We start from the raw sequence: 13,099 nt of genomic DNA on the forward strand, positions 1-13,099 counted from the left end.
GGCGGCGCAGCCGCGAGTCTCGAGCGCTGACAGCAGACGCTTCAGGGGCCGAACCCCGCGCGCCGGAGGCGCGCCAATAAACACAGCACCTTGACGAGCGGGGACACCTTCTCACCTTGCCGAGCAAGGTCACCTCCCACCTTCCCGAGCAAGACCACCTGTCCACCTCCCACCCCAGGTCACATCCCCACTCTCACGAACAACGCCACCTCACAAGCCACCTCCCCCGACCAACATCCCCCAACCACCGAAAAACCCGCACCCCCGAACCAGCAACCGGTCCGGGGGCACGGGCAATAATCCTTACCCACCGACGCCACACAGAGGCGCCGCACGCATTACGCGTCGATGATGAAGGCTTCCAGCTGAGTCCGGGCGACGTCGTCCGGCAGCTGCTTCGGCGGGGACTTCATCAGGTACGCCGACGCCGGGATGACCGGCCCGCCGATCCCGCGGTCCTTGGCGATCTTCGCCGCGCGAACCGCGTCGATGATGATGCCCGCCGAGTTCGGCGAATCCCACACCTCGAGCTTGTACTCCAGGTTCAGCGGGACGTCGCCGAAGGCGCGGCCTTCGAGGCGGACGTAGGCCCATTTGCGGTCGTCGAGCCAGCCCACGTGGTCGGAGGGGCCGATGTGCACATCGTTGGCGCCCATTTCCTTCTGCAGGTTGCTGGTGACCGCCTGGGTCTTGGAGATCTTCTTGGACTCCAGGCGTTCCCGCTCGAGCATGTTCTTGAAGTCCATGTTGCCGCCGACGTTCAGCTGCATGGTGCGGTCGAGCTGGACGCCGCGATCTTCGAACAGCTTCGCCATCACACGGTGGGTGATGGTGGCGCCGACCTGGCTCTTGATGTCGTCGCCGACGATCGGGACGCCCGCGGCGCGGAACTTCTCGGCCCATTCCGGATCCGAGGCGATGAAGACCGGCAGTGCGTTGACGAACGCCACTCCGGCGTCGATCGCGCACTGGGCGTAGAACTTGTCGGCTTCCTCGGATCCGACCGGCAGGTAGGACACGAGGACGTCGACCTCGGCGTCCTTCAGCGCTTTGACGACGTCGACCGGTTCGGCCTCGGCGAGTTCGATGGTTTCGGCGTAGTACTTGCCGATGCCGTCGAGGGTGGGGCCGCGCTGCACGGTGACGCCCAGCGGCGCTACGTCGGAGATCTTGATGGTGTTGTTCTCGCTGGCGAAGATCGCCTCGGACAGGTCGAAGCCGACCTTCTTGGCGTCCACATCGAAGGCGGCCACGAACTTCACGTCACGCACGTGGTATTCACCGAAACGCACATGCATCAGTCCGGGCACCGTCGTGGAATCGTCGGCGTCCCGGTAGTACTGCACGCCTTGGACCAGCGAGGAGGCGCAGTTGCCCACACCTACGATGGCGACGCGAACACTGGACTTGCTGGAGTCTCCACTACTCATGGCCGGTATTTCCTTCTTTCTGTGGTGCCGCCTTCGTCGATTGCTCCGCCGCAATCAACTCGTTGAGCCAGCGCACTTCGCGCTCGCTTGATTCGAGTCCGAGTTGATGGAGTTGGCGGGTGTAGCGATCCAGCGAGCCGCTCGCCTTCTTGATCGCTTCCCGCAGCCCCTCTCGGCGCTCCTCGACCTGGCGTCGCCTGCCCTCCAGGATCCGCATCCGCGCTTCCGCGGGGGTGCGGCTGAAGAAGGCCAGGTGTACGCCGAAGCCGTCATCGGTGTAGTTCGCCGGCCCGGTGTCGGCGAGGAGCTCTTTGAAGCGCTCCCGGCCTTCCGGGGTCAGCTGGTAGACCCGGCGGGCACGGCGGGTGGTCGCCATTCCCTCGGGAACTTCCTCCGCGATCAGCCCGTCCGCCTGCATTCGTTTCAGGGTCGGATACAGCGATCCGTAGGAAAAAGCCCGAAACGCCCCGAGCAGACCGGTGAGCCGCTTCTTCAGCTCGTAGCCGTGCATGGGCGCTTCCAGGAGCAGCCCGAGGATTGCCAGTTCGAGCACCGGGCTTCACCCCCTGACTTCCGTACAGAACTAACCAATGGATGCGACTGCCAACTATATCGCACCGATATAACCGCGCATAGTTCAGCGCGATACACAACACAGACGCGCGGGATCGCTCCACGGCCCGGACGGGCGCGGATATCGTACGAACTACCTGGTCAGGGCGCCGGATCTACTTCCATCGACCGGCCCGCCATCGAAACCTTGACCGTTCCGCGGGCACCGGAGCCGTCTTCGACCCGGATATCCACCACGGGCCCGGCATCCTCGGGTGCGATGAGCTCGTAACCGATCTCGACCTCGTCGACGGCGCCGTTCGCCAAGCCCACCGTGGCCGGGGCGCCCGCGAGCACGGCCGCCACCGCGGCCACGTCGAGACCGGCCAGCTCGATCGGGCGGCCTTCGGAGTAACTCGAAACGCTCGAGTCACTGAGGTGGAAGCCGTCCTCGTCGAACTCGTAGACCTCGGCCGACCCCTGGTCCAGCCGCTGGAACACGACACGGTCCGGGTAGAGGTCGACCTTGTCGGCGACGGTGTCGCCGAACTCCCGCTGATAACTGTCGATGAACCGCGCCAGCCCGGCACCGGTGACCGGGCTCGGCAGCGATTCGGAGTCGCCGCCGGCGCCGCCGAGGATGCCGGTGGTCGCCGCGCCGCCGTCCGGGCGGGCCAGTCCCGCCACCGCCCCGAGTACCGCCGCGGCGGCCAGTACCGCGACCGGGAGCCACCACGGCCGGGCGGCGCGACCACGACGGAGCACCGCGGCACCCGCTAGCTCACCGGGTATCTGCAGGTCGCGAACGAGCGCGTCCAGATCGCTCGCGAATTTGGCCCGCATGGCCGATCTGGTTCGCGCGGTGTGCTCCGCGGTTTTCAACTGCCCGTCGGCCAGCGCGGCATCCAGCAGCGCGCATATCTGGACGCGATCGGTGTCGCGTGCTCTGACCTGTTCCGATCTCGCCATCGCCGATTCCTACCCCTCGAAGGGCCATACCCGCAGCACCGCACCGGAGAGGTCGAGCAGCAGATGACCGGATTCATCGAAGGAATTGTCGGCGTAGACGGCCACCACCGGCCGATCCGCACCGGCGGACAGGGGGTGGTGCTTGAACTGGATCATGGACACCTTGCCGTCGGGCACCTTCATCAGGGCACCGGCGTCGGCCGCGACGGCGGCCACCGCGGCGAGGTCCACCGTCGCCAGATCGATGACCGGCGTATCGAGTTTGCGGGTGGTGATATCGCGGTCCTGCCGGAAACCCCAGCGATAGGTGTAGTGGGCCAGCCGGTTGGGTTGCCCGGGCACCGACCGCTGCACGGACGCGTGCTCGGGGAACAAACTGATGTCGTCGGTGAGGGTGTCACCGAATTCGGCCCGGTAGTCTGCGAGAAATTGGGCCAGACCCGGCCCCGTCAGGAGATCGGGGGTCGCGATGACCTCGGGGGTGACCGGCCGCGGTTCCGGTGGCGCCGGCGAGGCGACCTCGGGCTCCGCGGCCACGGGGGTTCGCGCCGCCGCGGGGTCCGTGTCGCGGCTGGTCAGGGCGAAGGCGCCGAAAGTCACCGCGACCGCGGCGACGGCGAGTACCGCGAGGTACCGGCCGGACGGTCGCGCCCCCACCGGCCGGGGTGCGACCGGCGTATGCCGCGGACCCTGCAGGTCGTCGGTGAGATCGGCGAGGTCGGCCAATGTCGTCGCATCGGCGAGCAGTTCGGTGTGGGCCCGGTATTCCGCCTCGGTCAACTGTCCTTCGCCGAAGGCCCGGGTCAGCAATTCCGCGGCCGCCTCGCGATCGGTGTCGCGCGCCCTGGTGTCCGGCGGATAACCGCGCGCCGGCCGAGGGGGCGGGGCCGGCCGGGGACGGACAACCCCCGCGGCCTGCAGATCCGCGGTCAGCGCCGCGAGTTCGCCCAGGGTTCGGGCGGCCCGGGCGGCGGCGATGCGGTCGTGGTACTCGCCCGCCTCCAGCTGGCCCTCCGCGTAAGCGGCGTCGAGGGTGCTCGCGAATTCCGCGCGGTCGAGATCACGGGCCCGCATCCGGCCGGGTAGCGCTGTGGACACCATCGAATATTACGGCGTGCGTGCGACGCTCGGGGGCTCGATCCGCGCCGTTCACCGGCCCGACGCCGTCCCGCCTTCCGGAGTGACCGACTATTTTTGGCACATATGCGCCAAGGTCCACCGGATCGGCATCGTAATGCGCACGGACCACACGGATCAGCGGTGGACACCGATTCACCCGACCACGGGGAAGCCGGCCGGGTGACCCACGCGACAGCCCCGGGCCCGTGCAGGCACCGGGAATCCACTGCAGCCCCGGGCGGCACAAAAACATCACGGCTACTCTGGGAGCGTGCGAATTCAGCGGCAAGTGGTCGACTATGCGCTCCGGCGCAAGTCGCTGCTGGCTGACGTCTATGCGGGCCGTGTCGATGTCGCCGAGGTATGTGACGCCAATCCCTACCTCCTGCGTGCGGCCAAATTCCACGGCCGGGGGAGCGAGGTCACATGCCCCATCTGCCGGAAGGAACAACTCACCCTCGTATCCTGGGTCTACGGCGACGGCCTGGGGCCGGTCGCGGGTTCCGCGCGCAGCCCGGAAGAGCTGGTACGCCTGGCGGAGACCAGAGAGGAATTCTCGGTCCACGTCGTCGAGGTGTGCCGGACATGCAGCTGGAATCACCTGGTGCAGTCCTATGTGCTCGGCGAGCCTCCGGGGCGCCGGCGTTCCGGTTCCCGGGTGAACCGGCGCACAGCCGCGGAATGAACCCCGGCCGGCCCGAATATGGTGTCTGTGCCGAGCCCAACAGGGCGCCGGAGCGCGGGCCCTTCAGACCGATACGAGCTTTGGAGACCTAGTCAGTGACTTCGCCCTACGAGCCCCCACCCGGCGATGACCCGCGCGGTGGTCGCACTCAGCGCGGGCCGGTTCCTGGCCGGGAGCCGCAGCAGCGTCCGGGTGTCCCGAACCGCCCCCCCGCGCCCAACGCGAACGGACCGCGGCCGGGTCCCGGCGGACGCCCGCCGGGACCCGGTGCGCCACGACCGGGTCCGCGGCCCGGACCTCCCACCGGTCCGCGACCGGCCGCGGGCGGCCCGCGTCCCGGTCCGGGCGGACCGCGCCCGGCACCGAGCGGCCCCCGTCCGGCGGTTCAGGGTCCTCGTCCCGGCCCCGACGGCCGCCGTCCCGGCCCCGCCTCCGGCGGGATGCCGGGTGTACCCCGCGGCCAGCAGCCACCGCAGCGTCCCGGACCGCCTCCGGGACGACCGCCCCAGGGACGGCCACCGCAGCCCAATCAGCCCACCCAGCGGATGGGCGGGCGCCCGGGGGAACCCGCCCCGCCGCGCGGGGACCAGAGCACCGCGAAGATGGCCAATCCCGGCGCACCCGCGGAGCCGACCAGGCGCGAACGGATAGCCCCGGGCGGGCCGCGTCCGGGACCGAACACCGGTGAACGCCGGGTCACCGCCCCCGACGGTCGTCCGACCAGGTCCGGGGCGGGCAGCGGTCCTCCTCCGCGACGCCCCGGCAGCCGTCCGGGCGGACCGGGCGGTCCCGACGGCCGTGGGCCGGCCGCGAAACGCAAGAACCGGTGGAAGATCGCGCGGCGGATCGCCTATGTGCTGATCGCGCTCGCGATCGTCGTACCCAGCACGGTGTTCCTCATTGCCTACTCCACCGTGTCGGTACCCGAGCCCGGCGACCTCAAAACCAACCAGGTCGCAACGATTCTCGCGGCCGACGGGGAAACGGAGATCACCCGCGTCGTACCGCCGCAGGGCAACCGCACCGATGTGACGATCGATCAGATCCCACCGCATGTGCGCAATGCCGTGATCGCCGCCGAGGACCGCGACTTCTACAGCAACCCGGGCTTCTCGGTTTCCGGTTTCGCCCGCGCCGCGCGCGATAACGTCCTCGGCCGTGAAAGCGCCGGCGGTGGTTCGACCATCACCCAGCAGTACGTGAAGAACGCGCTGGTCGGCGACGAGCGCAGCCTCACCCGTAAGCTCCACGAGCTGGTGATCTCGGCGAAGATGGCCCGGCAGTGGAGTAAGGACGAGATCCTCACCGCCTACCTGAACACCATCTACTTCGGCCGCGGCGCCTACGGTATCGACGCCGCCTCCAAGGCCTATTTCGGAAAGCCGGTGCAGGAGCTGAGCCCGGAGGAGGGCGCGGTCCTGGCCGCGACCATCCAGCTGCCGTCGCTGCTGGATCCGGAGTCCAATCCGGAAGGCGCGCAGTCACGCTGGAACTATGTGCTCGACGGTATGGTCGCCGGCGGTAATCTCGATCGCACCCAGCGCGCCGGGATGACCTATCCCCAGGTGCAGCCGTCCAGCGCGGCCGGTCAGAAAACCGATTCCACCGGGCCCGAGGGTCATATCAAGGCCCAGGTGCTGCGTGAACTCGGTGAGGCCGGGATCAGCGAACAGCAGATGAATACCGCCGGCCTGCAGATCACCACCACCATCGACGCCCAGGCACAGCAATCCGCGCTCGACTCCGTCCGCACCAATATGGAAGGCGAACCGGACAAACTGCGCACCGCCGTGGTCTCCATCGACCCGAAATCGGGTGCGGTACGGGCCTACTACGGCGGCGAGGACGGTTACGGCTACGACTTCGCCAACGCCGCACTGCAAACCGGTTCCTCGTTCAAGGTGATCGGCCTCGCGCAGAACCTGGAGAACGGCGTACCGCTCTCGCAGATGTACGACAGCTCACCGATCACGGTCAACGGTATCGAGATCACCAACGTCGAAGGTGAGCAGTGCGGTGTCTGCACCATCGCCGAAGCGCTGAAGCGGTCGCTGAACACCAGCTTCTACCGGATGCAGCTCGAAATGCAGAACGGCCCGCAGAAGATCGCCGATATGGGTCACAAGCTGGGCATTCCGGAAGAGCTGCCGGGTCTCGGCGCGACGCTGACCGAACCCGGCGGCGCGGGCCCGAACAACGGTATCGTCCTCGGCCAGTACCAGGCCCGGCCGCTGGATATGGCGTCGGCCTACGCGACGCTGGCGGCCTCCGGCACCTACTACAAACCGCATTTCGTGACCAAGGTCGTCACCGCCGACGGCCAGGTGCTGCTGGACCGCGGCGATCCGGCCGGTGAGCGCCGGGTCTCCGAAGCGGTCGCCGACAACGTCACCGCCGCCATGGAGCCGATCGCGGGCTATTCGCGTAACCACGGGCTGGCCGGCGGCCGCCCGTCGGCCGCGAAGACCGGCACCGCCCAGCTCGGCGATACCGGCGAGAACAAGGACGCGTGGATGGTCGGCTACACGCCGTCACTGGCCACCGCGGTCTGGGTCGGCAGCACCGACAACTCGCCGCTGCGTAATTTCGGCGGCGCGATGATCTACGGTTCCAGCCTGCCGTCGGATATCTGGAAGGGCACGATGGACGGCGCGCTCGAGGGCACGCCCAACGAGAAGTTCCCCAAACCGGCCCCGATCAAGGGTCAGGCGGGCGTGCCGAAGTGGACCGCGCCGTACACCGCGCCCTCGACGACGATGCCGACGTTCGAGCCGCCGGTGGTGATCCAGCCGAGCCAGGTGGAGATTCTGCCCGGTATCACCATCCCGGTGCCCGGCGTCCAGCCGAACCCGCGTAGCCAGACGCAACCCCAGGGCGGACAGCCCCCGGGCGGCCAGCCGCAGGGGAACGGCGCGGGTCCGCTGCCAGGTCAGCCCACGGCCGGCGCCCAGCCCACGATCACCCAGGCGCCGAGCGCCGGGACCGAGGAGAGTACGGGCGGCGGCACCGATTCCGGGGACGGCGGCGGGCCCGACGGCGGGTAGCCCCCGCCTCCGGGCCGCGCCGCGCTGAACGGCGCAACCCGGCGCCGTCCGAACCCGGACCCGGGTAACAGGTAACCTCGGGTGCCGTGAGCGAGCAGCGACCGGCGGGTGGGCCGGACGAGGGGGTCCGAAACGTCCGAAACGGGCGGACCGCCACCACCGGCTACGATTCGCCCGCGCCGCTCGCCCTGGATCTGCGTTCGGCCGACGCCCGGGACAAACCCAGCCGCAACGATTCGATGACCGCGCAGCTGTGCACGGCTATCGGCGGCCCCGTGGGCGATCACGCGCTGATCGGGCGAGCCCGCTTCTGGACCCCCATGCGGGTGCTGCTGGCCTTCACAGTGGTTTTCCTGGCATTGGGGTGGTTCGCCAAGGCCGGCTGTATCCAGCAGACCGAGGTGGCCGGCGGCGGGCTCACCCTCGACTGGAACGACGGCCGCCAATACACGGCCATGTGCTATTCGGACACCGTGCCGCTCTACGGCGCCGAGCGGCTCAACGAGGGCGCCTTCCCGTACAAGAAGTTCTGGGTGGAGGAGACGCCGGGCGGTGATACCGAGATCCGGCATATGGAATACCCGGTGCTTTCCGGGCTCTACCAGTACGTCTCCATGCTGGTGGCGAAGAGCTGGGATGCCGGGCCGCTGCCCGGGGCGCTGCAGGTGGTTCTGTACTTCAATGTGGTGGCCCTGGGCCTGGCGGTCGCCTGGCTGGTAACGATCTGGGCGACCGCACTGCTGTCCGGGCGGCGGGTCTGGGACGCGGCCCTGGTGGCCTGCTCACCGCTGGTGATCGTGCACGCGTTCACCAATTTCGACTTCCTCGCCACCGCGTTCGCCGCGCTCGGGCTGCTCGCCTGGGCCCGCCGGCGGCCGCTGCTGGCGGGAGTCCTGCTGGGGCTGGGTGGCGCGGCGAAACTGTATCCGCTGCTCCTGCTCGGCCCGATCCTCGTGCTGTGCCTGCGCGCCGATCCGATGCAGCGAACGCCGCGCGCGCAACTCTCGGTGCGGCTGCGCGATATCGACAGCCGCGACGCCCTGGCGACCTGGTTCGGTGAGATACCGATGCGCATCCGGCTGCTCGCCACCCGCCCGCTCGGCGCGGCCGGGCTCACCGCGGCGGGCGCGTTCGGTACCTGGGGGCTGGTGAACCTGCCGATCGCCGCGCTGTATCCGGAGGGCTGGCGGGAATTCTTCCGGCTCAACACCACGCGCCATGCCGACCCGGATTCGCTGTACAACGTGGTGATGTCGTTCACCGATTGGGCCGGGTTCGACGGACCGCTGCGGCACGGGGAGACGCCCACCGTTCTCAACCTGGTCTCGCTGCTGCTGTTCGCGGCGGCCTGCCTGGGCATCGCCTATATCGGGCTCACCGCACCCCGGCGGCCGCGGCTGGCACAGCTGTGTTTCCTGGTGATCGCGGCCTTCCTGCTCACCAACAAGGTGTGGAGCCCGCAGTATTCGCTGTGGCTGGTGCCGATCGCGGTGCTGGCGCTGCCGCACCGGCGGGTGCTACTGGCCTGGATGACGATCGACGCGCTGGTGTGGGTACCGCGCATGTTCTACTACCTCGGCATCGACCGCAAAGGCCTGCCGGAGCAGTGGTTCACCGGCACCGTGCTGCTGCGGGACCTGGCCGTCCTCACTCTCTGCGGGCTGATCATCCGGCAGATCTATCGCCCCGACGAAGATCTGGTGCGGCGCGACTACCTCGACGACCCGGTGGGCGGGGTGGTGGACCGCGCTCCGGATCCGCTGCTGCCGTGGCTTCCGGAGATCCTGCGACCCCGGATCTCCCTGGACACCCATTGGACCCGGGCCACCGCGACCGCGCGGGCGGGCTCCCGTGACTCCGGAGCCGAGGCCGGCCGGCCCGCGACCCGCGAACCGGCCGGACCCACCGCGTTTCGCGATGCGGCTATACCGACCGCAGAATCCGTGCCTGCTGTTCCGGTTCCTGCGGGAGCAGATCCAGATCCAGCTGCCATGCGTTTCCGGTCCACGGATCGAACAGCGGAGTTCCGCTGACGGTGGGCAGATGCCGGCAGGACCGGGACAGCGCCGCGACCGCGCCGTCGGCGGATTCGGATTCGTTCGCGCCGACGATCACCGTGGACAAGCCGATCAGTTCGCCGCGGGCCAGCAGCGCCACCAGTCGCTGGGCGTCCGCGGCCTGGTAACCGTGCGGGAAATCCGCGGCCACCAGGATGCGGTGCTCGGCGGGTGGAACGCCCTGTCCCGAGTTGTAGGCCATTTCGGCGAGTTCGGCCGCGTCGACCAGTTTCTGCAACCGCGCCGAGATATCGGAGTGATCGGTGATCGGCGGTTCGGCCAGCACCGGTGCCAGTCGCGGCAGCAGGCCCGCGAAACCGCCGGTGAGATCGACGATATCGACGACCGCACGCCGGCCGGGAGCGGCACGCAACAATCGGGCCAGCAGTGCCCCGATCACCGGCGCCACCGCCGCCGTCGATTCGGTGTCGACCCACAGCGGCCGGTTCAGCGGGACGGGGACGCAGTAGGGCACGCGTAGCCCGCCCCGGTCGAGCGCGTACAGCTCACCCAGCCGGATGCCGTCGGACGGGGTCGGCGGGCGGTCCCACGCCGGCGAGTGCCAGGAGGCCAGCGACGCGGGCAGCACCGATTCCGCCTCGGCGAGTTCCCGCTGCAACTGCAGGCTGTCGCGCTGATGCCCGGCCTCGGCGGTAGCGGTGAGCTCGTCGTACCGGCGCTGGGCGGCGGCCCGGGCGGTATCGGCGGCCGGAGTGTTGCGGGTGGCCGGATCGGATACCGCCGCCGAGAGTTCCTGATCGAGCCGTTCGGTCGCGTAACCGCGCGCCGATTCGAGCGCGGCCGCCGAACGCGCGGCGTCCTCGAAGATCATCCACAGCCGTTCGAGCCCGTGGCCGACCTCGATGGGCGGCAGTTCGGGCTGCCCCGGGAGGGCGGACGGTCCCGGGGCCGCCGCCACGGTGGCGTCGACCACGGTGGTCGCACCCGCCGCGACCGGAGCAGCTCCGATCGGCCCGGCCGCCCCGCGCGGCGCGTGTTCCGCGGCGCCGTGCGCCCGCAGCAGTTCCGCGAGCCCGCCGGCGTAGCCCTGGCCGACCGCGCGCAACTTCCATCCGCTGCCCCGCCGGTACAGTTCGAGACAGATCAGCGCCGATTCCCCGGCCCGCGGTGCGATCACGAACTGGGCGGCCGGAACATCGTTCTCCGACAGGTTCGCGGTGAGCACCCCCGTACCGCTGGGCGCCGACGCGATCAGCAGCACGGCCTGCGCGTCCGCGCGTACCTGGTCGAGCGTGACGACCACCGCGGCGGCGGCCGGTTCGACCCGCACGCCCGGCCCCGCCGGCCGTTCGGCCAGCAGGACATCGTCGGGCGAACCCACCCGCAGGTCCGCCGCCACCACCAGCGCCGAAACACCCAGCGGCACGGCGGCGGTCACCTCGAACCGGGCCACCCCGCCCGCGAGCGGGATGTTCTGCCCGGACTGCAACTGCTTCATCTCCCCGCCCCCGAATCCGTTCATACGCTCAGGAACCGGCCCAGCTGCGGAATCGCCTCGCCCGGATGTTTGGCGTTGAAGCCCTCACCGATCGCCTGCATCTTCCAATCCGGCCCGGCCCGGAACAGCATCGCCATCGCCATCGCGGTGGTCGGGGTGCCGCCGGTGAGCGAGTAGCGGGCCAGTTCACCGTTGTTCGCGCCGTCGATCAACCGGCAGAACGCGTTCTGCACCTGGCCGAAGGTATGCCCCTTGTACGAGGTGACGATGAAGATCAGGTTGTTCACATGGGCCGGGATACGGGTGAGATCGACCAGGATCACCTCGTCGTCACCGGCGCCCTCACCGGTGAGGTTGTCGCCCTGATGGCGGATCGAGCCGTCCTTGGAGGTCAGCTGCCCGTAGTAGGCGACGTCGATCGGATTCATATCGGCGAACATCACCACCGACGCGTCCAGATCGATATCGACGGTACGGCTGCCGAACATGCCGCGTTGCTGTACCGGATCCCAGCCGAGCCCCATCTTCACGAAGGTCAGCGCCGCGCCGTCCTCCTTACGGAGACTGACTCGCTGCCCCTTCTGCAGACTCACCGGGCCGGTCTTGCTCAGACTGATCTCGTTGGGCGGCTGCTGCGGCGGTGGGGGCGGCTGCTGCCCCGGCTGCTGATATCCCGGACCGGGCGGCGGCGGATATCCCCCGCCCTGCGGCGGATACGGCGCCGTCGGCTGCTGCTGCGGCGGAGGCGGCGGTTGCTGCTGCTGGTACGACGCCGGCGGAGGCGGCGGAACCGGCGCGGTCTGCTGGACCGGCGGAGGCGGCGGGGCGGACGCGGCCTGCTGGGTTTCGGCGGACGAATCGTCGACGGTCACCCCGTGATCGGTGACCAGCGCCGCGAACCCGCCGGCGTAACCCTGCCCGACCGCACGTACCTTCCAGGCGCCCTGCCGCCGGTACAACTCCAGCGCGATCACGATCGATTCCGATGCGAGCCCCTCGATCCGGTACTCGTAGAGCGGCGCGCCCGACTGATCCGCAACCTGCGCCACCGGCGGCGCCGACTGCCCGAAGTTGGAATTGGGGTCATCGAGCGTGATGACCGCCCGTACCTGCGCGATATCCGCCGGCACAGACCCCAGGTCCACCGCCAGCGACGCCGGCTGCCCCGCCGCTCCCGGCCGCAGGTTCACCCCCGGACCGGCCGGCTGGTTGTAGAACACGAAATCGGCGTCGGACCGGACTTTGCCCTGCTCTGTCACCAATAGTGCGGACAGATCCGCCGGAGCGGCCAATTGAATCGAAATCACCACATCATTGGTGGCCAGTGGACCGTTCTGCCCCTTGGCGAGTGTTGCGGACAAGTCAGACCCTTCGCTTGTCGGTGCGTATGAAAGCCACTCTACGATGCGCTCGCGCCCCCGAGTGGGTCGCGACCGCCGAGCACTGGATGATCAGCAAACCTACCCAGGTTCCCCGGTTCACGGCAGAGCTCGTACAGAGGCTGTTGCCCATACATAGGTTCACGACCCTCGAGTATTTACATGATCAAGGAACCCACCCCCCTTTTCCCCAACTTCGGCGCAAATTCGCACCACAGCCCACCCCCGTCTCCGCCTCAGTCGCCCACCCCTCAAAAACCGCCCACCCACCCCACATCCGGATCCGCCACTCCCCAGAACCCGGCCACCCTCCCGGCGCCGAGTCCAGCGAGGCCCCCAAAGGGTTCGGCCCGCGTCTGCTGGCAGCGCTCGAAGCGAAGCGGCGCAGCCGCCAGTGATCGGAAG

The 13,099-nt window shown here is 69.1% G+C and carries 8 protein-coding genes and 1 pseudogene; 3 read left to right on the forward strand and 6 right to left on the reverse strand.

What is annotated here, in order from left to right:
* Positions 1 to 338 precede the first annotated feature (338 nt).
* The 4 genes from ACWDU1_RS19175 to ACWDU1_RS19190 all read right to left on the reverse strand — a co-directional run bounded on the left by ACWDU1_RS19175 (position 339) and on the right by ACWDU1_RS19190 (position 4,049).
* A complete protein-coding gene (locus tag ACWDU1_RS19175) occupies positions 339 to 1,430 on the reverse strand; it encodes an inositol-3-phosphate synthase (protein WP_450000185.1) in 1,092 nt (363 codons plus the stop codon).
* A complete protein-coding gene (locus ACWDU1_RS19180) occupies positions 1,423 to 1,983 on the reverse strand; it encodes a PadR family transcriptional regulator (protein ID WP_450000187.1) in 561 nt (186 codons plus the stop codon). Before ACWDU1_RS19180 ends, ACWDU1_RS19175 begins: the two co-directional genes overlap by 8 nt.
* A gap of 161 nt (positions 1,984 to 2,144) precedes the next feature.
* Positions 2,145 to 2,951 carry a DUF1707 SHOCT-like domain-containing protein gene (locus tag ACWDU1_RS19185; RefSeq protein WP_450000188.1) on the reverse strand — a complete coding sequence of 269 codons (807 nt, stop codon included), beginning with the start codon at positions 2,949 to 2,951 and terminating at the stop codon, positions 2,145 to 2,147.
* Positions 2,952 to 2,960: 9 nt separating this feature from the next.
* Entirely contained in the window at positions 2,961 to 4,049 is a 1,089-nt protein-coding gene (locus tag ACWDU1_RS19190) for a DUF1707 SHOCT-like domain-containing protein (protein ID WP_450000189.1), read from the reverse strand.
* A 292-nt stretch (positions 4,050 to 4,341) separates the two neighbouring features.
* Between ACWDU1_RS19190 and ACWDU1_RS19195 the strand changes: the two genes are divergently transcribed.
* The 3 genes and pseudogenes from ACWDU1_RS19195 to ACWDU1_RS19205 all read left to right on the forward strand — a co-directional run.
* A complete protein-coding gene (locus tag ACWDU1_RS19195; protein ID WP_450000191.1) occupies positions 4,342 to 4,755 on the forward strand; it encodes a DUF5318 domain-containing protein in 414 nt (137 codons plus the stop codon).
* 440 nt (positions 4,756 to 5,195) lie between these two features.
* Complete coding sequence (locus ACWDU1_RS19200; RefSeq protein ID WP_450000192.1) at positions 5,196 to 7,799, forward strand: transglycosylase domain-containing protein; 2,604 nt, start codon at positions 5,196 to 5,198, stop codon at positions 7,797 to 7,799.
* A 188-nt stretch (positions 7,800 to 7,987) separates the two neighbouring features.
* A pseudogene (locus ACWDU1_RS19205) lies at positions 7,988 to 9,595 on the forward strand (glycosyltransferase family 87 protein); the annotation flags it as partial.
* Positions 9,596 to 9,722: 127 nt separating this feature from the next.
* On the opposite strand, the gene ACWDU1_RS19210 reads toward ACWDU1_RS19205, so the two are convergent.
* Together ACWDU1_RS19210 and ACWDU1_RS19215 are read right to left on the reverse strand one after the other, a co-directional pair.
* Complete coding sequence (locus ACWDU1_RS19210) at positions 9,723 to 11,339, reverse strand: TerD family protein (protein WP_450000193.1); 1,617 nt, start codon at positions 11,337 to 11,339, stop codon at positions 9,723 to 9,725.
* Positions 11,336 to 12,676: a TerD family protein gene (locus tag ACWDU1_RS19215; RefSeq protein ID WP_450000195.1), complete on the reverse strand. Its 1,341-nt coding sequence runs from the start codon at positions 12,674 to 12,676 to the stop codon at positions 11,336 to 11,338. Before ACWDU1_RS19215 ends, ACWDU1_RS19210 begins: the two co-directional genes overlap by 4 nt.
* Between the last annotated feature and the right edge of the window lie 423 nt (positions 12,677 to 13,099).

The organism is Nocardia sp. NPDC003345, from assembly GCF_053589395.1.